Origin of the sequence: Azorhizobium oxalatiphilum (assembly GCF_014635325.1) — a bacterium.
GTDB lineage: Bacteria > Pseudomonadota > Alphaproteobacteria > Rhizobiales > Xanthobacteraceae > Azorhizobium > Azorhizobium oxalatiphilum.
Genome location: NZ_BMCT01000012.1, coordinates 144064 through 164791, shown reverse-complemented (window position 1 = coordinate 164791; position 20728 = coordinate 144064). Strand labels below are relative to the sequence as shown.

Annotated in this window: 13 protein-coding genes; 2 read left to right on the top strand and 11 right to left on the bottom strand. The window is 65.1% G+C overall.

Annotated elements, in window-relative coordinates; translation table 11 throughout:
* From IEW24_RS27355 to IEW24_RS27315, 9 genes are all read right to left on the bottom strand, one after another.
* Positions 1 to 671, bottom strand: a 671-nt coding sequence (locus IEW24_RS27355; protein WP_188584088.1) for an ATP-grasp domain-containing protein, incomplete at its 3' end; no start/stop codon positions are given.
* Between the two features lie 333 nt (positions 672 to 1004).
* Positions 1005 to 2255, bottom strand: coding sequence for a formyl-CoA transferase (frc, locus tag IEW24_RS27350; protein ID WP_188584087.1), 1251 nt, complete (start codon positions 2253 to 2255; stop codon positions 1005 to 1007).
* A gap of 395 nt (positions 2256 to 2650) precedes the next feature.
* Positions 2651 to 3931, bottom strand: a complete 1281-nt coding sequence (gene frc / locus IEW24_RS27345) for a formyl-CoA transferase (RefSeq protein WP_188584086.1) — start codon at positions 3929 to 3931, stop codon at positions 2651 to 2653.
* A gap of 136 nt (positions 3932 to 4067) precedes the next feature.
* Complete coding sequence (oxc, locus tag IEW24_RS27340; protein WP_188584085.1) at positions 4068 to 5804, bottom strand: oxalyl-CoA decarboxylase; 1737 nt, start codon at positions 5802 to 5804, stop codon at positions 4068 to 4070.
* Positions 5805 to 5913: 109 nt separating this feature from the next.
* A complete protein-coding gene (locus IEW24_RS27335) occupies positions 5914 to 6615 on the bottom strand; it encodes a GntR family transcriptional regulator (protein ID WP_244644705.1) in 702 nt (233 codons plus the stop codon).
* A gap of 235 nt (positions 6616 to 6850) precedes the next feature.
* A complete protein-coding gene (locus IEW24_RS27330) occupies positions 6851 to 8368 on the bottom strand; it encodes a tripartite tricarboxylate transporter permease (protein WP_188584083.1) in 1518 nt (505 codons plus the stop codon).
* A 153-nt stretch (positions 8369 to 8521) separates the two neighbouring features.
* Positions 8522 to 9028, bottom strand: a complete 507-nt coding sequence (locus tag IEW24_RS27325) for a tripartite tricarboxylate transporter TctB family protein (protein WP_188584082.1) — start codon at positions 9026 to 9028, stop codon at positions 8522 to 8524.
* Between the two features lie 428 nt (positions 9029 to 9456).
* Positions 9457 to 10494, bottom strand: coding sequence for a Bug family tripartite tricarboxylate transporter substrate binding protein (locus tag IEW24_RS27320; RefSeq protein WP_188584081.1), 1038 nt, complete (start codon positions 10492 to 10494; stop codon positions 9457 to 9459).
* 323 nt (positions 10495 to 10817) lie between these two features.
* Entirely contained in the window at positions 10818 to 11669 is an 852-nt protein-coding gene (locus tag IEW24_RS27315; protein ID WP_188584080.1) for an IclR family transcriptional regulator, read from the bottom strand.
* Between the two features lie 274 nt (positions 11670 to 11943).
* Between IEW24_RS27315 and IEW24_RS27310 the strand changes: the two genes are divergently transcribed.
* Together IEW24_RS27310 and IEW24_RS27305 are read left to right on the top strand one after the other, a co-directional pair.
* Positions 11944 to 13005 carry a 2-dehydropantoate 2-reductase gene (locus IEW24_RS27310; RefSeq protein ID WP_188584079.1) on the top strand — a complete coding sequence of 354 codons (1062 nt, stop codon included), beginning with the start codon at positions 11944 to 11946 and terminating at the stop codon, positions 13003 to 13005.
* A gap of 629 nt (positions 13006 to 13634) precedes the next feature.
* Positions 13635 to 14216, top strand: coding sequence for a YqaA family protein (locus IEW24_RS27305; protein WP_188584078.1), 582 nt, complete (start codon positions 13635 to 13637; stop codon positions 14214 to 14216).
* Positions 14217 to 14294: 78 nt separating this feature from the next.
* Here the strand turns inward: IEW24_RS27305 and IEW24_RS27300 are convergent, their stop codons facing one another.
* Positions 14295 to 15719 (bottom strand): glutamate synthase subunit beta, encoded by a 1425-nt coding sequence (locus IEW24_RS27300; RefSeq protein ID WP_188584077.1) that lies wholly within the window; start codon positions 15717 to 15719, stop codon positions 14295 to 14297.
* A gap of 213 nt (positions 15720 to 15932) precedes the next feature.
* A complete protein-coding gene (gene gltB, locus IEW24_RS27295) occupies positions 15933 to 20624 on the bottom strand; it encodes a glutamate synthase large subunit (protein ID WP_188584076.1) in 4692 nt (1563 codons plus the stop codon).
* Positions 20625 to 20728 lie beyond the last annotated feature (104 nt).

Sequence of the window (20728 nt, the reverse complement as noted above, 5' to 3'; positions counted from 1 at the left end):
GCGTCGAGAACCTTCAGCTTGCCGTCGGTGGTGACGATCAGCGGATTGATCTCCAGCATCTCCATGTCGGTGTCGGTGAAGGCGGTGTAGAGCACTTCGGTGAGCTTCACCGCCTGCTTGGACAGGTCGCCCTTCAGGCCCAGCGCATCCGCCACCTTGCGGCCGTGGAAGCCCTGGATGCCAGCCGCCGGATCCACCGAGAACGAGATGATCTTCTCAGGCGTGTTGTGCGCCACTTCCTCGATGTCCATCCCGCCTTCGGTGGAGACAACGAAGGACACCTGAGAGGATGCACGATCAACGAGGAGCGAGATATAAAACTCGCTGGCGATATTAGCGCCCTCTTCCAGATAAAGCCGGTTCACCTGCTTGCCGGCAGGCCCCGTCTGGACAGTGACGAGCGTGTTGCCGAACATCTGCTCGACGAAGGTTTTCACCTCGTCCACCGAACGGGCAAGACGCACGCCGCCCTTGTCGCCGGCCGCTTCTTCCTTGAACTTGCCCTTGCCGCGACCACCCGCGTGGATCTGGGATTTGACGACCCAGACAGGACCGCCGAGCTCCTTTGCGGCCGCCTCAGCCTCGCTCACGGCGAGCACCGGCACGCCGCGCGAAACCGGCGCACCATACGTCTTCAGGAGCGCTTTTGCCTGATACTCATGGATGTTCATCTGACCCGATCCTCAATGGAGCGCCGGGCAGACCTTGGCGGCGCAGGGGCGCGCGATCTCCCGGCAGGGGAACGATCGCCGACCGCGTGACGCGCCAGCAGATGGTGATAGTGAAAACTGAAATGGCGCAGCCGTCCCGGCGCGCCAGCCAAAAGGGGCTCAGCCCCGAATTTCGATGTCAGGCACCGGAGCGTCATGCTCCCATCGGCCGGAACGGCCATCGCGCCAGAGGCTCCTCGTGAGCCTCAACTCAACACGTCCTGCCGTACAGCTCATTGCAGGTTCACGGCACGCAAGGTCTCCCGGCGCCCGAAGGCGCCGGGAGGGATATCGTCAGACCGCGCGGGCCGCGTGCAGTTCCTGGATCTGCTCGGCCGAATAGCCGAGGTCCGCCAGCACTTCGTCGGTGTGCTCGCCGAGCAGCGGCGAACCGGTGATCTCCACCTTCATGTCCGAGAACTTGATGGGGGAACCGACGGTGAGATACTTGCCGCGCTCCTTGTGGTCCACTTCCACAATGGTGCCGCTCTCACGCAGGGACGGATCGTTGGCGATCTCCTTCATGGTGAGCACCGGCGCGCAGGGAATGTCGAACTTGCGCAGGATGTCCACGGCCTCGAACTTGGTCTTGTCGGCCAGCCAGGCCTCGATGATCGCGAAGATCTCGAAGATCTTGTCCTGACGGGCTTCGGCGGTGTTGTAGGCCGGATCGTTGATCCACTCTTCGCGGCCCAGCGCCTTGCAGATGGGCGCCCAGGCATGACCCTGGATGGTGAAGTAGATGTAGGCGTTGGGATCGGTCTCCCAGCCCTTGCACTTCAGCACCCAGCCCGGCTGACCGCCGCCGCCCGCATTGCCGCCGCGCGGCACCACGTCGGAGAACTCGCCGTGCGGATACTGCGGGTACTCTTCCAGATAGCCCACGCGGTCGAGGCGCTGCTGGTCGCGCAGCTTCACGCGGCAGAGGTTGATGACCGAGTCCTGCATGGACACGGCGACCTTCTGGCCCTTGCCGGTCTTGTTCTTGGCGTGCAGCGCCGTGAGAATGCCGATGGCGAGGTGCATGCCGGTGTTCGAGTCACCGAGGGCGGCGGCCGACACGGTGGGCGGGCCATCCCAGAAGCCGGTGGTGGAGGCGGCACCGCCGGCGCACTGCGCCACGTTCTCGTACACCTTCAGGTCTTCATAGTGATGGCCATCGGAGAAGCCCTTCACCGAGGCAACGATCATGCCCGGGTTCAGCTCCTTGATATGCTCCCAGGTGAAGCCCATGCGGTCCAGCGCGCCGGGGCCGAAGTTCTCCACCAGCACATCGCTTTCCTTGATGAGCTTGGTGAGAACGTCCTTGCCCTGCGGGGTCTTGGTGTCGAGGGTGAGCGAACGCTTATTGGAATTCAGCATGGTGAAATAGAGGGCGTCAGCATTGCTGATGTCGCGCAGCTGGTTGCGGGTCACGTCGCCGGAACCGGGACGCTCCACCTTGATCACGTCGGCACCAAACCACGCCAGCAGCTGGGTGCAGGCGGGACCGGCCTGCACATGCGTGAAGTCGATGATCTTGATACCCTCGAGCGGCTTGGTCATGTGCATCTCCCTTTGAACGACCGGGACCGGCCTCTTGCCGAAATCCCATGCCTGTCACGACACTCATCATTGCGGCATCGCCGACCGCGCCCTTCCGCAGGAGAGAACTGATCGCACCGGACAAGGCCCACTTCTCGATTTGGCTTAGCCGAACGTCTCGTCTCACCACGCATCCGGGCCCGCGCGCTGCCGGTCCTGCCACCCGCCCGCACCGGGGAGCGGCGGACCCGCCGCCTGGCCTTGAGGGCAGGCGGGCCGGGCCGTTCCGAAGGGCACTCCTGATCCACTGCTCATGCAGCGTGCCGGGCGCGCCCTCTGGTTCTCTTGCTTGCGCAGGGCGTCAACGCCCTGCCCCGCCCGTCCGGTCGCCGGTCAGCGTCCGGACGCGTGAAAACTCATTCCGCAGCCTGCCGCAGGGGCTCTTCCCCCAGCGCCCCGGACTGGCGCACCTGCGCGATGCGCTCCGCATCGAAGCCCAGCACGGCGGCGAGGATCTCATCGGTATGCTCGCCCAGCAGCGGAGAACGCTCCACCGGCACGTCGTTGTCCGACAGTTTGATGGGGTTGCCGACCGTCAGATACGAGCCGCGCACGGGGTGCTCCACTTCCACCAGCGTGCCGGTGGCGTAGAGCGACTCGTCGGCGACGATCTCCTTCATGGAGAGGATCGGCCCGCACGGAATGTCGTACTTGTTGAGGATCTCCATGGCCTCGAACTTGGTGTGGGCCATGGTCCACGCTTCGATGCGGGTGAAGATCTCGTTCAGGTGCGGCAGGCGCCCGGCCGGCGTCGCATAGGCCGGATCCATGGTCCAGGTGTGCTCACCGATCACTTCGCAGATCTTGTTCCACACGGGGGCCTGGGTGATGAAATAGATGTAGGCGTTGGGATCATGCTCCCAGCCCTTGCACTTCAGGATGCGGCCTGGCTGGCCGCCGCCTGAATCATTGCCCGCGCGCGGCACCGCATCGCCGAAGGGCACGCCCTCGCCGAACTGGCTGTATTCGCGCAACGGGCCACGCTCCAGGCGCTGCTGGTCGCGCACCTTCACGCGGCACAGGTTCAGCACGCTGTCCTGCATGGCAGCGAGCACCTTCTGGCCGCGCCCCGTCTGCTCGCGCTGGAACAGCGCGGTGACGATGCCGAGCGCCAGATGCAGGCCGGTGCCGCTGTCGCCGATCTGCGCGCCCGTCACCATGGGCAGGCCGTCACGGAAACCGGTGGTGGAAGCCGCGCCGCCCGTGCATTGGGCAACGTTCTCATAAACCTTGCAGTCCTCGAACGGGCCGGGGCCGAACCCCTTCACCGAGGCGAGGATGAGGCGGGGATTGATCGCCTGCAGGCGCTCCCAGGTGAAGCCCATGCGATCCAGCGCGCCGGGGGCGAAATTCTCCACCAGCACGTCGCACGCCTTCACCAGATCCTCGAGCACCTTCTTGCCCTCGGCATTCTTGGTGTCGAGCGTGATGGAGCGCTTGTTGGAATTCAGCATGGTGAAATAGAGACTGTCCGCATTGGGGACGTCGCGCAGCTGGGCGCGGGTCACGTCCCCCTCGCCGGGGCGTTCGACCTTGATCACGTCGGCGCCGAACCAGGCCAGCAGCTGCGTGCAGGTCGGTCCCGACTGAACGTGGGTGAAGTCCAGGATGCGGACGCCTTCCAGGGCCTTTGCCATGGGAAACCTCATGTCCTTTCCGCACGCGCCTTAAGCAACGCTTGGCTGTTCGTTGATTGACGCGGATGGAGAGGAAGACGGGGCCGTGGCCCCGCCCGGTGATCTTTTACTCAGGAGCCGCTCAGCGGCTTCAAACTCACTTCTTGCGGACAACCACGCTCTGCGGGTTGAGGCTGCCGATATTGCCGCTCTCGCTGCCCGCCGCCGGGTCGATCTCGGCATTGATGAGCGTGGGCTTGCCGCTGTCCATCGCAGCGCTGACAGCCTTGTAGAGCTCGTCCGGCGTGGTGACGTTCACGCCCACACCGCCGAAGGCCTCCATCATCTTGTCGTAGCGCGCACCCTTCACGAACACCGTGGTGCCGGGGTCACGGCCCGTGGGATCGGTGTCGAGGCCGCGATAGATGCCGTTGTTGTTGAAGATGACGATGGTGACAGGCAGCTCGTAGCGGCAGATGGTCTCCACCTCCATGCCGGAGAAGCCGAAGGCGCTGTCGCCTTCCACCGCCAGAACCGGCTTGCCGGTTTCCACGGCGGCGGCGACGGCAAAGCCCATGCCGATGCCCATCACGCCCCAGGTGCCCACGTCCAGGCGCTTGCGCGGCTGGTACATGTCGATGATGCCGCGGGCGAGGTCGAGGGTGTTGGCGCCCTCGTTCACGAGGATGGCGTCGGGACGCTCGGCGATGACCTTCTTCAGCGAGCCCAGCGCGCTGTGGAAGTCCATGGGCGAGGAGTTCTTCAGGAGCTTCGGCGCCATCTTGGCGATGTTGGCTTCCTTCTTCGAGCGGATGCTCTCCACCCAATCGGACGGCGGAGCCTGCCAGCCGGCATCGATACGCTCCAGCAGCGCGTTCACCACCGAGCCGATGTCACCCACCAGAGGAGCCGCGATCTCCACGTTGGAGTCCATCTCCTTCGGCTCGATGTCCACCTGGATGAACTGCTTGGAGCCGGGCTCACCCCAGGTCTTGCCCTTGCCGTGCGAGAGCAGCCAGTTCAGGCGGGCGCCGAGCAGCACCACCACGTCGCTGTCCTTCAGCGCCGTGGAGCGCGCGGCACCAGCGGACTGCGGATGGGTGTCCGGCAGCAGGCCCTTGGCCATGCTCATGGGCAGGAAGGGAATGCCGCTCTTTTCCACCAGCGCGCGGATGGCGTCGTCGGCCTGCGCATAGGCGGCGCCCTTGCCGAGGACGATCAGCGGACGCTTGGCGCCCTTCAGCAGCGCCACGGCGCGGTCCACCGCAGCCGGGGACGGGATCTGCTCGGGGGCCGGGTCGATGACCTTGACCAGCGATTTCTCGCCGGCGGCCGCATCCATCACCTGCGAGAACAGCTTGGCGGGCAGGTCGAGATAGACGCCGCCGGGACGCCCCGACACCGCAGCGCGGATGGCGCGGGCAACGCCGATGCCGATGTCGGCCGCATGGAGCACGCGGAAGGCGGCCTTGCACAGCGGCTTGGCGATGGCCAGCTGGTCCATCTCCTCATAGTCGCCCTGCTGCAGGTCGACGATCTCGCGCTCGGATGAGCCGGAGATCAGGATCATCGGGAAGCAATTGGTGGTGGCATTCGCCAGCGCGGTCAGGCCGTTCAGGAAGCCCGGCGCGGAAACCGTGAGGCACACGCCCGGCTTCTTGGTGAGGAAGCCGGCGATGGCGGCGGCGTTGCCCGCATTCTGCTCGTGGCGGAAGGAGATGACGCGAATGCCTTCGGCCTGCGCCATGCGGCCCAGATCGGTGATCGGAATGCCCGGAACGCCGTAAATGGTCTCGATGCCGTTCAGCTTCAGAGCGTCGATGACCAGATGGAAGCCATCGGTCAGTTCCTGCTCGACTTCGGGGGCTTCAATTCTCTGTGCTACTGCGGACATGCCCGTCCTCCCGGATTTCTTTGGCTGTAACGGCGTTCAGGTGTTCGTTTTTGCTTTCGCCGCCGGACACGCCGGAGAAGCGAAAGCCCGACGGGCCAAACGGCACCGCCTATTCTGGAAACTGTCCGTGCTTCTCCACCAGCGCGGCGAGCGCCATGGTGTGTTCCCGCACCAGCCGCTCGGCGAGGTCGGGATCACGTGCCTCAAGCGCATCGATGATCGCCATATGCTCCTGCATGGAGCGTTCGGAGCGGTTTTCCTGCCGGATGGAAACCGTGCGGATGGCCCGCATGTGCAGGAAGAGATTTTCCGTCATGTCCACGATCAGCGCGCTGCCGCCCATGCGGATGATCGCCTGATGAAAGGCGATGTTCGCCTGCGAATATTCGTGGACGTGGGCCCCCGGGGGCTCCACTTCGAATTCATTGAAGAGGCGGCGCAGGCCATTGAGGTCGGCCGTGCTGGCATGGGCCGCCGCAAGGCGCGCCGCCATGCTTTCCAGCGCCGCCCAGACGGTGATCATTTCCACCAGCTGGCGCTTTGTCTTGCGCACCACGAAGATGCCCCGGCGCGGCACGGAGCGCACGAAGCCCTCCTGCTCCAACACCGTCATGGCCTCCCGGATGGGGGTGCGGCTCACGCCGAGATCCTCGGAGAGCTGGCGCTCATCCAGTCGGAAATCGGTGCTGCTGCCGTAGATGTCCATTTCCGTGATGGCCCGCTTCAGCGCGTCGTAGGCCAAGGCGCGCAGGCTCGAGCTCGCCCCGAGGGGCTCGACATTGAGCTTTGGCGTTTCTGCGACCTGATCCACGAGGCCTTGTCCCTTCCCATTGGCAGCGACTTCTGTCGGACGCATGCCGTCGGTGAAATACTGTGTACGGTATTCTCAGAGGCCACACAATCCCTGGGCGCCGCGGAAAAGTTTGCGCAGTGCAGCAAAAACCCTTCCGTCATGCGGCTTTGCGCAAGGTCACGGGCGCGCGACCCGCTCCTGAGGAGCCCGGAAGCAAAAGGGGCCGCACCGCTGGCGCGGCCCCTTTCAGGCCCTATTCGGCAGCCGCGTGCTTGGCGCCGCCGCCCCGCAGGCGCTGGATGCCGGCACTGATGAGGGGCCAGAACAGCATCACCAGAGCCAGCGTCACGATGCTGCCCACCAGCGGGTTGGACCAGAAGATGCCGAGGTTGCCCTGCGAGACCAGCATGGCCTGCCGGAAGGAGCTTTCCGCCATGTCGCCCAGCACCAGGGCGAGTACGAGAGGCGCCAGCGGATAGTCCAGCTTCTTGAAGACGTAGCCGATGACGCCGAACACCAGCATCACGGCAATGTCCATGGTCGCATTGTGCACCGTGTAGGCACCCACCGCGCAGACCACGAGGATGATCGGCGCGATCACGCTGAACGGCACCCGCAGGATGGCGGCGAACAGCGGCACGGTGGTGAGCACCACCAGCAGGCCGGCGATATTGCCGAGATAGATGGAGGCGATGAGCCCCCACACAAAATCCTTCTGCTCCACGAACAGCAGCGGCCCCGGCTGAAGCCCCCAGATCAGCAGGCCGCCCAGCAGCACCGCCGCCGTGGGCGAGCCCGGAATGCCCAGCGTCAGCATGGGCAGCAGCGCTGCGGTGCCGGCTGCGTGCGCGCCAACTTCCGGCATCACCACGCCTTCCAGCTCCCCCTTGCCGAACTCGTTGCCGCGCTTGGAGAAGCGCTTGGCGAGGCCGTAGCTCATGAAGGAGGCAGGCGTGGCACCGCCGGGGGTGATGCCCATCCAGCAGCCCACCACCGCCGAGCGCAGGCAGCCAAGCCAGAATTTCGGCAGCTGCTTCCAGGTGTGCAGCACCACCCGCATGTTGATGGCGGCACTCTTGCCCTTGAAGGCCAATCCCTCCTCCATGGTGAGCAGGATCTCACCCACGCCGAACAGGCCGATGACCGCCACCAGGAAGTCGAAGCCGCGCAGCAGCTCCACCGAGCCGAAGGTCATGCGCAACTGGCCGGTCACGGTATCGATGCCCACTGCCGCGAGCGCGAAGCCCAGCGCCATGACAGCCAGCACCTTTGCGGGAGGCTCCTTCCCCATACCCACAAAGGAGCAGAAGGTGAGGAGGTAGACCGCGAAGAATTCCGCCGGCCCGAACTTGAGCGCGAACTTGGCGATGATCGGCGCCATGAAGGTGATGAGCACCACCGCGAAGAAGGCGCCGATGAAGGAGCCCGTGAAGGCCGCCGTCAGCGCCTCGCCCGCCTTGCCCTTCTGCGCCATGGGGTGCCCGTCGAATGTGGTCGCCACCGACCATGGCTCGCCCGGGATATTGAACAGGATGGAGGTGATGGCGCCGCCGAACAGCGCTCCCCAATAGATGGAGGAGAGCATGATGATGGCCGAGACCGGCGACATGGCGAAGGTGAGCGGCAGCAGGATGGCGACGCCGTTCGCCCCGCCAAGGCCCGGCAGCACGCCGATGAGCACGCCGAGCATGATGCCCACGAACATGTAGACAATGTTCATGGGATCAGCGAGGACGCCGAACCCGGCGATCAGTGATGAAAGCGCTTCCAACGGATGTCCTCCCCCGTGCCGTTTGCCCGCAGGCCTGACCGGCACCTGTTGATGGGATGTGAACCTCTGGAGCAGTCCCCCGGACGTGTGCGGCGGTCCTGCGTCAGGAATTGCGACAAGCAAGAGAGCGGGGGCGGCAGCGCCGCTCCCCGGTCAGTAGCCGAGGGCGGTTTCGAGCGGACCCTTGGGCAGCGGCACCAGGAACCAGACTTCGAACATCACGAACAGAACCAGCGGCACCCCGATGGCCACCGGCACGATCAGCAGCGGCTTGTACTTGCCGAGCCACCACATGAAGAAAGCAATGAAGATGGCCGACGCCACATAGAGGCCGATAAAGGCGATCAGCACCACATAGGCGATGGTGGGCACCAGAACCTGCAGCACCGAGCGGAACTGCGAGCGATCAACGAAGTTCGCCCGGTCGGGATGGCGCGTCAGCAGATTCTGGAGCAGCGTGGTGACACTCGCCACCATCATGATCAGCCCCACATAGAAGGGGAAATATCCGGCCTGCGGGCCGTCGCTCGCCCAGCGTGCGCCGATGCGCCAGCTGTCCGCCATGACAAGCCCGGCAAGGCCCATGAAGAGAAGCGCCACCACGATGTCCATGGTCCGGCGCGTGACGGTGTGTTCATGCGCCGCGTTTTGAGGATCCATCACTTTCCTCCCGAGATCACCTTGCAAGGTCAAAAGGGCCTGCCACCGCCGCTTGCGGGGCAAGGCACGGGCGTGCGCCGGAGCGACGGGCTCCGTCACGTCGGGTATTGCGGGCGGCGGCCCAATCCGAAGGGCCCGCCGCGGAACCAGCGATAAGCTCAGGCACGCATCGGGGGGAGCATGACTCCGGGCCCGCACGCACAGACGTTTGCGAGGGCATGAGCCGGAGGGCGCGCGTCGGCACCCATTCAGGATCAGCCGGCCTGACAGGCGGAAGCGGCAGGCAGTCAGATGCGCGCCGGTCCGTGCTTCAGGCGCCGGACCTCCCGTCCGGCGGAGCCAATCCCGGCGGCATGGCGGCCGCCGGGGTCGGATGTATCCCTGATCAGATGATTATCAGATCACCTAAACCGGCTTACGCCATCAGGTCACTTGGCGACGAAGCCGGCCGTCTCCATGAGCGAGCGGTGCGTGTCCGCCGCCTTGCCGAGCCACGACCTGTATTCGGCGCCGGTGAGAGCCGTGGTGTTGAAGGCGCCCTTCTGCATGAAGTCCTTCCACTCCGGCGTCTCGCGGACGCGGCGGAACAGCTCCACATAGTATCCCACCTGATCGGCGGTGATGCGCGGGGCACCGAAGATGCCACGCAGCATCAGATATTCGATGTCGAGCCCGGCTTCCTTGCAGGTGGGAATGTCGGCCCAAGACTTCTCGCCTGTCACCGGCTCCTTGTAGGCGAGGCGCTGATAGTCGAACACGCAGAGCGGCTTCAGCTCCCCGGCGCGCCACTGCGCTACGGCCTCGATGGGATTGTTCACCGAGGAGGTGACATGCCCGCCCACGAGCTGTGCCGCGACATCGCCGCCGCCCTTATAGGGCACATAGATGAACTTGGTGCCGGTCTTCTGCTCGATGGCGGCGGTGATGATCTGGTCTTCCTGCTTGGAGCCGGTGCCGCCCATCTTGAACTCGGCGCCGGGCGTCGCGGCCTTGAGCGCGGCCAGATAGCCCTTCACGTCGTCATAGGGCGCCTTGGCATTCACCCAGAGGATGAACTCGTCCAGCGCCAGCATGGAGACCGGTGTCAGCTCGTCCCACTTGAACGGCACGCCGGTGGCAAGCGGCGTGGTGAACAGGTTCGAGAGGGTAATGACGATCTTGTGCGGATTGCCGGTGGAGGCCTTCATGTCGAGGAAGCCCTCGGCACCCGCGCCGCCCGCCTTGTTGATGACCACGAGCGGCTGCGACATCAGCCCGTGCTTCTGGATGATGCCCTGAACCATGCGGGCCATCTGGTCGGCGCCGCCGCCGGTGCCGGCCGGCACGATGAACTCCACCGTCTTGGTTGGCTCCCAGGCGGTGGCGGCTGCGGGCGCCAGAAAGGCGGCGGCCAGCAGACCAGCCGCCAAGGTCTTCAGGGTGCCCCTGATCGTGCCGGTGACTGTGCGCGCGTGTGCGAGCTGCATTGGATCTGTTCCTCCCGGAGTCGTCCGCCTTTTTATTTGGCGGATCGCATGCCATTTATCGGAAACACGACAGCTAGCGCCGCCATGTTGATGAACGACATGTAACAGCCTATGCCGAGGGCGCGCCTTACGCAACGATAATCAAGTGTACCGCATCTTGTGCGCTGCATTAGATACTACGAATACTGTATTTGATATTTCAGACCCGCATTGCGAAGCAGCAATTTCCCGCTACACCATGCGGGCACGGTCAGGCAGCAAGACAAGCCGCCGCATTCCCAGCCTTCGGCAAGCCGGGAGCTGCGAGGCAAGTAAGCATACGCTCAACGATAAGCTGCGAAATCCGGCGGCAGGGTTTCGTCGGCGCCGGAATACAGACGCGTCATCTGGTCGGCGGCGGCGGCGACACGACGCCCGAGCCGGGCCAGACGATCCTCGGTCATGCGCACCGTGGGACCGGAGACCGAGACCGCGCCGATAGGCTCTCGCCATTCGTTGAAGATCGCCGCCGCCACGGCCCGCATGCCGGAGGTGTGCTCCTCGTCATCGACGGCGTAACCGCGCTCCAGAATGGCGTCCACGTCATTCATGAGCGCGCGCTCGGTGCGATGGGTGCGGGCAGCCAGCGCCTCATAGCGCACCTGCGCCAGCAAGGCGCCCCGGAAGGCCGGGCTTGCATTGGCCAGAATGCTCTTGCCGGCGGCGCTGGCATGCAGCGGCAGCCGCAGACCCAGGCGGAAAAAGGCGCGGACGCTGGAATGCCCTTCAGCCTGCGCCACCACCACCAGTTCCATGCCGTCGAACATGGTCAGGTTCACTGTCTCCTCGGTTTCGTGCAGCAGGCGACGAATGACGGGACGGCCGATATCCGGCAGCTTGCGGATGCGCAGATAGGCCGCGCCGATGCGGAAGAGGCCGAGGCCCACGGTCCAGAGCCCGTTCTCCGCGTCGTGATTGACGATCTGACGCTTCTGCAAGGTCGCAAGGAGGCGGTGCGTCGTGGACGCCGGCAGTTCGGCCTTGCGGGCGATATCGCTGAGACTCATGCCGTCGGCTTCCGCCAGCACCCGCAGGAGGCCCATGGCACGATCCAGCGACTGGACCTCAGGCCCGCCATCCGCCGAAGCGGAAGCGGGGCGGCCCCGTCGGCGCGGGGTGAGGTCCGTATCCGGCATGGCAACGCTCCCGAGACCATCGCCCTTCAAGGACGACCACTGGCGCATTCATCGGCCGCCAAGCGCTTTTTTTCAAGCCGTTAGCACGCCCTTCCCCGACGTCGGAACAGCCTTCTCCTTTGCTCGCCATGAAACAAAATCGGCCATCAGGCATTTTTCCACGTGACGGAAATTTTTCTCACATATATGGTTGAACCATCATCCGTCACGGCAAAAGCCCGCCCTTAGAGCTGGCATACATAATACATCATTCGCGATACAGGGAGACGCGGACATGAAGGTGTGCATCTACGGGGCCGGCGCCATCGGTGGATATCTCGGTGTGGAAATGGCCCGAGCCGGTGCGGACGTGAGCCTCGTGGCCCGCGGCGCCCATCTGGAGGCCATGCGCGAGAACGGCGTGAAGCTGCTCATCAATGGTGAGGAGCGTGTCGCCAAGGTCCGCGCCAGCGACAATCCGGCCGAGCTCGGTCCGCAGGATTATGTCTTCATCTCCCTCAAGGCCCATTCCGTTCCCGGCGTGGTGGAGCGCATGCGCCCGCTGCTGGGCAACGATACCAGCGTCGTCACCGCCGTGAACGGCGTGCCCTACTGGTATTTCTACAAGCATGGCGGCGCGCTGGAAGGCCGCACGCTGGAAAGCGTTGATCCGGGTGGAAAGCAGTGGGATGTGCTGCGCCCCGAGCGCGCCATCGGCTGCATCGTGTACCCCGCCACCGAGGTGGTGGAGCCGGGCGTGATCCAGCACATCTATGGCGACAAGTTCCCGCTGGGCGAGCCTTCGGGGGAGACCACGGACCGCATCACCCGCCTCAGCGAACTGATGACCTCCGCCGGCCTGCGCGCGCCGATCGTGAACAACATCCGCGACGAGATGTGGCTGAAGCTTTGGGGCAACCTGTGCTTCAACCCCATCAGCGCGCTCACCAATGCCACGCTGGAAGTCATCGCCGGCGATCCCGACACCCGGGCCGTGGCCAAGGCCATGATGCTGGAGGCGCAGACCATCGCCACCCGTCTCGGCGTCACCTTCCGGGTGGATGTGGAACGGCGCATCAATGGCGCGGGCGCCGTGGGCGCGCACAAGACGTCCATGCTGCAGGATCTGGAGCGGGGACGCCCCATGGAGATCGACCCGCTGGTGACGGTGGTTCAGGAAATGGGGCGCATGGTGGACGTGCCGACCCCGACCCTCGATGTTGTGCTGGCCCTTGTGCGGCAGCGCGCAGCCACCGCCGGCATCGGCGATCACCTCACCGTTCCGCCGCTGACGGCTGCGGACCTGCGCGCGGCGGATCTGCATGCCGCGTCGGGACAGGTCGCCGCCCGCCACTGATTTCAAGGACTTCAACCGGGGCGGAAGAGGCCCCGGCTTCCTGAACTCGACTTATGACCTCCAAGCCAACTGCGCCGGCATTCTTCTGGGATGCCGGCGTTTCTTTTGGCCTGAGCCACTCCGCGAAAGGACTTGCGGCAAGCAATAACTTGTCGCGCTCACTCGGCGGTGGAGGCCACCGTCGCAGAGGCCTGGTTGGACCCGGAGCTCAGCGCAATGCCGCTGACCGCGTAGCTCAGCACCAGCACTGCAAACACGGCGATACGCTTCAACATGGCGGGTCTCATCCCAAGGGGTTGAACGGTGCGCGGGCATGCGCGGAAGCTCGCAAAATCCCATGCATCCGTTGGCAGAACGTTAATTTCTCCTTCAGAGATAGGACGAAATCCGTCCAGCCTTCGCGACGGTTAATGCACGTTGCCGCCACACGGTTCCCCTACTCCCGCCATTAGGGTTGCCATTTCATGAAGCGTGATGTTTGCGCGACAGCACGGCCGACTTTCGCCGTGCTGGACAGGTGCCCGATGCGCGTCTAGAGCACGTTCCGATCCGGTTCACTCGCCCGGACTTAAAGGGAGCATGGTGCCGCGCACGGCTCCACGCCTCAGCCTCCAGCGTGAAGATTTTCCATGCTTCGCAAGCTTTATGATTGGGTGATCGCTTATTCGTCCAAGCCGTCGGCGCCGTGGGCGCTGGGCATCGTGGCCTTCGCGGAGAGCTCCATCTTCCCCGTGCCGCCGGACGTGCTGCAGGTGCCCATGACCCTCGCCCGGCCGGAAAAGGCCTGGCAGTACGCGCTCATCGCCACAATCTGCTCGGTACTCGGCGGCCTCGTGGGCTATGCGATCGGCGCCCTGCTCTATGACAGCCTCGGCCTGTGGCTCATCAACCTCTATGGCTACGGCCAGAAGGTGGAAGTGTTCCGCGAGGCCTATGCCCATTACGGGCATTGGGTGATCCTGCTGAAGGGGCTCACTCCCATCCCCTACAAGCTGGTGACGATCACCTCGGGCTTCGCCAACTACAATCTGTTCTGGTTCATCGTGCTGTCGGTGATCACGCGCGGCCTGCGCTTCTTCATTCTCGCCGCCATCCTGCACCGCTACGGACCGGCGGCCCGCACCTTCATCGAGAAGCGTCTCGGCCTCGTCACGCTCGGCATGCTGGCCATCGTGATCCTCGGCTTCGTGGTGGCGATCTACGCCTTCTGATCCGCCGTAGCCGATCCCTGAAACGCAGAACGGCCGGGCTCACGCCCGGCCGTTTCGTTTTCGGAAGGCCCGCGCCGCTCAGCGCGGCAGGGTGGTGGCGCCCATCAGCGCCTTGTCGATGGAATGAGCCGCCTGACGGCCCTCGCGGATGGCCCACACCACCAGCGACTGGCCACGCCGCATGTCGCCCGCTGCATAGAGCTTGGGCACAGAGGTCAGATACTCGGTCTCGTCCGCCTTCAGATTGCCGCGACCATCAAGCGCCGCGCCCGACTGCTGGAGCATGCCCGCATGGATGGGGCTGGCGAAGCCGATGGCGAGGAAGACGAGATCGGCCCGCAGCACGAACTCCGTGCCGGGGATGGGCTTGCGCTGATGATCCACGCGGGCGCACTTCACGCCAGTGACGCGGCCGTTGCGGCCCTCGATGCCGAGCGTGGCGCAGGCGAACTCGCGATCTGCGCCCTCAGCCTGCGAGGACGAGGTGCGGAACTTGGTCGGCCAGTAGGGCCACACCGCCAGCTTGTTCTCCTTCATGGGAGGAACCGGGCGGATGTCGAGCTGGGTCACGGAGAGCGCGCCCTGACGGAAGGCGGTGCCCACGCAGTCGGAGGCGGTGTCGCCGCCGCCCACCACCACCACATGGCGGCCGGACGACAGCAGCGGGTGCTCACGGCCGGTGTCCTCATGGCCCACACGGCGGTTCTGCTGGACGAGATAAGGCATGGCGAAATGCACGCCTTCCAGCTCCTGCCCCGGCAGCTTGGGATCACGGGGAGCTTCCGCACCGCCGCACAGCAGCACGGCGTCATAGGTGTCCAGCAGTTCCTGCACCGGCTTGGTGACGCCCACGTTCACACCATAGTGGAAGGTGACGCCCTCGGCCTCCATCTGCGCCACGCGGCGGTCGATGTGGTGCTTCTCCATCTTGAAGTCAGGAATGCCGTAGCGCAGCAGGCCGCCGGCCTTGGGCTCGCGCTCGAACACATGCACGTCGTGGCCGGCGCGGGCAAGTTGCTGGGCCGCCGCCATGCCGGCGGGGCCGGAGCCCACCACGGCCACGGAACGGCCGGTGCGCTGGGCGGGAAGCTCGGGCTTCACCCAGCCCATCTTCCAGCCCTTGTCGATGATGGACTGCTCCACCGTCTTGATGGTGACGGGCATGTCCTCGAGGTTCAGCGTGCAGGCTTCCTCGCACGGGGCGGGGCAGACGCGGCCGGTGAACTCGGGGAAATTGTTCGTGGAATGGAGGTTGCGCAGCGCCTCCTCCCACTCGCCATTATAGACGAGGTCGTTCCAGTCCGGGATCTGGTTATGAACCGGGCAGCCGGTGTCGCCATGGCAGAAGGGGATGCCGCAATCCATGCAGCGTGCCGCCTGATTGCCCACTTCGGTTTCGGGCAGCGCCAGCGTGAACTCGCGGAAGTGCCGAATACGATCGGACGCCGGCTGATACTTCTGATCGCGCCGATCGATCTCCAGGAAACCCGTGACCTTACCCATCAGACACCCCTCCGCGGAGCCTCGTCGCGCGCACCGCGCCAGAAGCTCCAAATACAAGAATTGTTCCAGCTTGAGGACTCTCGACCCGGCACTTTCTGCGCGCACCAGCCCTCTCGCTGGCGCGGGACGCAATGGCTCGGATCGGAGAGGACGACCCCCGTCAGGGGGAAAGCAGGGCTGGCGCGATAAGGCGCCGCCCTGCCCCGGTTCGGCTTACTCCGCCGCCTGCAGGCGTTTCTCCATCTCACGGAGCGCGCGCCGGTACTCGACCGGCATCACCTTCACGAACTTGGAGCGATAGTCCGCCCAGTTGTCGAGGATCGTCTGGGCACGCTGCGAACCGGTGTAGTGCAGGTGCTTCACGATCAGCTGGTGCAGGCGCTCCTCGTCATGGCGCGACATATCGCCTTGCACGTCGATGCGGCCCTTGAACTCCAGATCGCCGCCATGGTGGTGGAGACGCTCCAGCAGGTCCTCTTCCTCTTCCACCGGCTCAAGATCGACCATGGAGAGATTGCAGCGCTTGGCGAAGCTCTTGTCCTCGTCCAGCACATAGGCCACGCCACCGGACATGCCGGCCGCGAAGTTGCGCCCGGTCTGGCCGATGACCACCACGACACCGCCGGTCATGTATTCGCAGCCGTGGTCGCCCGTGCCTTCAACGACAGCGATGGCGCCTGAGTTTCGCACGGCGAAGCGTTCGCCAGCCACACCGCGGAAATAGCACTCGCCCTCGGTGGCGCCATACATCACGGTGTTACCCACGATGATGGAGTTCTCGGCGATGATGGTGCTGTTCTCCGCCGGCTTGACGATGATGCGGCCGCCCGAAAGGCCCTTGCCCACATAGTCATTGGCCTCGCCCTCAAGATTGAGGGTGATGCCGGCCGCGAGGAAGGCGCCGAAGGCCTGACCCGCCGTACCCTTCAGGTTCACCGCAATGGTGCCATCAGGCAGTCCGGCCTGGCCGTAGCGCTTGGCCACCGCACCCGAGAGCATGGCGCCGGCGGAGCGGTCCACGCTGCGGATGGGCTGGTCGATCACCACCGGCTCGCCACGCTCCAGAGCGGGCTCGGCCTGCGCGATGAGGGTGCGGTCCAGCACCTTCTCGATGGGATGGTGCTGGCGCTCGGTGTGACGCACGGAAACAGTCGGCGGCACCTCCGGCAGGGCGAAGATGCGGCTGAAATCCAGCCCCTTCGCCTTCCAGTGGTCGATCGCTTCCCGCTGGTCGAGCACATCGGCGCGGCCGACCATCTCGTCCACAGTGCGGAAGCCGAGCTGCGCCATGATCTCGCGGACTTCCTCGGCGACGAAGAAGAAGTAGTTGATGACGTGCTCGGGCGTGCCCTTGAAGCGCTTGCGCAGGACGGGATCCTGCGTGGCCACGCCCACCGGGCAGGTGTTCAGGTGGCACTTGCGCATCATGATGCAGCCCGCCGCGATGAGCGGGGCGGTGGAGAAGCCGAACTCGTCCGCCCCGAGCAGCGCGCCGATGATGACGTCACGGCCGGTGCGCAGGCCGCCGTCCACCTGAAGCGCGATGCGACCGCGCAGGCGGTTGGCAACCAGCGTCTGCTGGGTCTCGGCGAGGCCCATCTCCCACGGCGAACCGGCATGCTTGATGGAGGTCAGCGGGGACGCACCCGTGCCGCCCTCGAAGCCGGAGATGGTGATGTGGTCGGCGCGCGCCTTGGCAACGCCCGCAGCCACGGTGCCGACGCCCACTTCGGACACCAGCTTCACCGACACGTCCGCATCGGGATTGACGTTCTTCAGGTCATAGATGAGCTGCGCCAGATCCTCGATGGAATAGATGTCGTGGTGCGGCGGCGGGGAGATGAGGCCCACGCCCTGGGTGGAGTGGCGCACCTTGGCGATGACCGCATCCACCTTGTGGCCGGGCAGCTGACCGCCTTCGCCGGGCTTGGCCCCCTGCGCCACCTTGATCTGCATCACGTCGGAATTGACGAGATATTCCGCCGTCACGCCGAAGCGACCGGAGGCCACCTGCTTGATGGCGGAACGGGCGCTGTCGCCGTTCGGCAGCGGCTTGTAGCGCTCGGACTCCTCGCCGCCCTCACCCGTGTTCGACTTGCCGCCGATGCGGTTCATGGCGATGGCGAGCGTGGTGTGCGCCTCGCGGGAGATGGAGCCGAACGACATGGCGCCGGTGGAGAAGCGCTTCACGATCTCCCGCGGATGCTCGACCTCGGACAGGTCGATCGGCGTATTGCCGAACTCGGCCGCGTCCTTGAGGCGGAACAGCGAGCGGATGGTCAGGAAGCGCTTGTCCTGATCATTGATGGCCTTGGCGAACGCCTTGTAGCGATCCTGCGCATTGCCGCGCACGGCATGCTGGAGAGTCGCCACCGTGTCCGGCGTCCAGGCATGGTCCTCGCCACGGATGCGGTAGCCATACTCGCCGCCCACATCGAGCGCGAGGCGATAGACCGGCGCATCGGAGAAGGCGAGCTGGTGACGGCACACCGTCTCCTCGGCGATCTCCGCGAGGCCGACGCCCTCGATGGTGGTGGCGGTGCCGAAGAAGTAGCGGTTCACCACGGCCGAGGAGAGGCCCACGGCGTCGAAGATCTGCGCGCCGCAATAGGACTGGTAAGTGGAGATGCCCATCTTGGACATCACCTTCAGCAGGCCCTTGTCGATGGACTTGATGAAGCGCTTGACGATCTCGTACTCGTCCACTTCCTCCGGAATGTCGCTGAAGGCGAGCATGGTCTCGAAGGCGAGGTACGGGTTGATCGCTTCCGCGCCATAGCCGGCGAGGCAGGCGAAGTGATGGATCTCGCGGGCTTCACCCGTCTCCACAACGAGCCCCACGGAGGTGCGCAGGCCCTTGCGGATCAGGTGATGATGCACGGCCGCAGTGGCCAGCAGCGCCGGGATCGGGATGCGGTCCGGGCCGACCATGCGGTCGGACAGGATGATGATGTTGTAGCCGCCATGGACCGCCGCATCGGCGCGCTCGCACAAACGCTCCAGCGCGCCTTCGAGGCCCGCCGCGCCCTTGTCGGACGGATAGGTGATGTCGAGCGTGCGGGTGTCGAACCGCTCCTCCATGAAGCCGATGGAGCGGATCTTCTCCAGATCTTCATTGGTGAGGATCGGCTGGCGCACTTCCAGCCGCTTGCGGCGGGCGGTGCCTTCCAGATCGAAGATGTTCGGACGCGGCCCGATGAAGGAGACGAGGCTCATGACCATTTCCTCGCGGATCGGGTCGATGGGCGGGTTCGTCACCTGCGCGAAGTTCTGCTGGAAATAATTGTAAAGCAGCTTCGACTTGTCGGAGAGCACGGGGATGGGCGTGTCGGTGCCCATGGAGCCCACGGCTTCCTGGCCGGTGATGGCCATGGGGGCCATCAGCAGCTTCACGTCTTCCTGCGTGTAGCCGAACGCCTGCTGGCGATCGAGCAGCGCCACGTCGGTGCGCACCTCGCGCGCCTCCACGGGGCGCAGGTCCTCAAGCACCAGCTGGGTGTGCTTCAGCCAGTCCTTGTAGGGATTGGCGCGGGCGAGCTCGGTCTTGATCTCCTCGTCGGGGACGAGGCGACCTTCCTTGAGGTCCACCAGCAGCATCTTGCCGGGCTGGAGGCGCCACTTGGTGACGATCTTCTCCTCCGGCACCGTCAGCACGCCCGACTCGGAGGCGAGCACGATGGTGTCGTCGCTGGTGACGAGATAGCGGGCGGGGCGCAGGCCGTTGCGGTCCAGCGTCGCCACGATCTGGCGGCCGTCAGTGGCCACGATGGCGGCCGGGCCGTCCCACGGCTCCATGAGAGCAGCGTGATACTCGTAGAAGGCGCGCCGCTCCTCATCCATGAGCGGGTTGCCGGCCCACGCCTCGGGCACCAGCATCATGGCCGCATGGGCGAGGCCGTAGCCGCCCTGGGTCAGGAATTCCAGCGCATTGTCGAAGCAGGCGGTGTCCGACTGGCCCTCATAGGAGATGGGCCAGAGCTTGGAGATGTCGGCGCCGAACAGCTCGCTGTCGACGGAGGCCTGACGGGCCGCCATCCAGTTCACGTTGCCGCGCAGCGTGTTGATCTCGCCGTTATGGGCGACCATCCGGTAGGGATGGGCCAGCGGCCAGGCCGGGAAGGTGTTGGTGGAGAAGCGCTGGTGCACGAGGGCCAGCGCGCTCTCGAAGTCCGGATCGTGCAGATCCGGATAATAGGCGCCCAGCTGGTCGGCCAGGAACATGCCCTTGTAGACCAGCGTGCGGCAGGACAGCGACACCGGATAATAGCCGGCCGTGCGCGGATCCTTGGCATCATAGACGACGTTGGAGATCACCTTACGCAGCACGAACAGCCGGCGCTCGAAGGCGTCCTCGTCGAGCTGGCTCTCGCCGCGGCCGACGAAGATCTGCTCGTGGTTCGGCTCCGTGGGCAGCACGCTCTCGCCCAGCGACGAATTGTCGGTGGGCACGTTGCGCCAGCCGAGCAGGACGAGGCCCTCTTCTTCCACCACGCGCGCGAAAGCCGCACGCACGATTTCGCGCCCCTCGGCATCGCGCGGCATGAAGATGTGGCCGACGGCGTAATGACCGGGCTCCGGCAGCGAGAAGCCGAGCTTCTCCGCTTCCTTGGCGAAGAAGCGATGCGGGATCTGAACCAGCATGCCCGCGCCGTCACCGGCGCGCGGATCCGCGCCCACGGCACCGCGATGCTCGAGGTTCAGCAGGATCTGAATGCCGTCCTGAATGATCTTGTGGGACTTGCGGCCCTTGATGTCGGCGATGAAGCCGACACCGCACGAATCCTTCTCGTGCGCAGGGTCGAACAGGCCGAAAGGTTGCGGACGGCCATAGATCGCCGGGTCTTTGGCGTCAGCGGCGCCCAGAGCCACATGTGCCGTCCCGTTGTTGCGATCCTGACTGGTCATCTCGAACTTCTCCCATGTCGGCCGTGGGCCGATCAGCCACTCCCATACCCCCGCGCACGAAAGCGCACGCTCGCTAGAACGTACGCTCAAAAACGCTGAAGGGG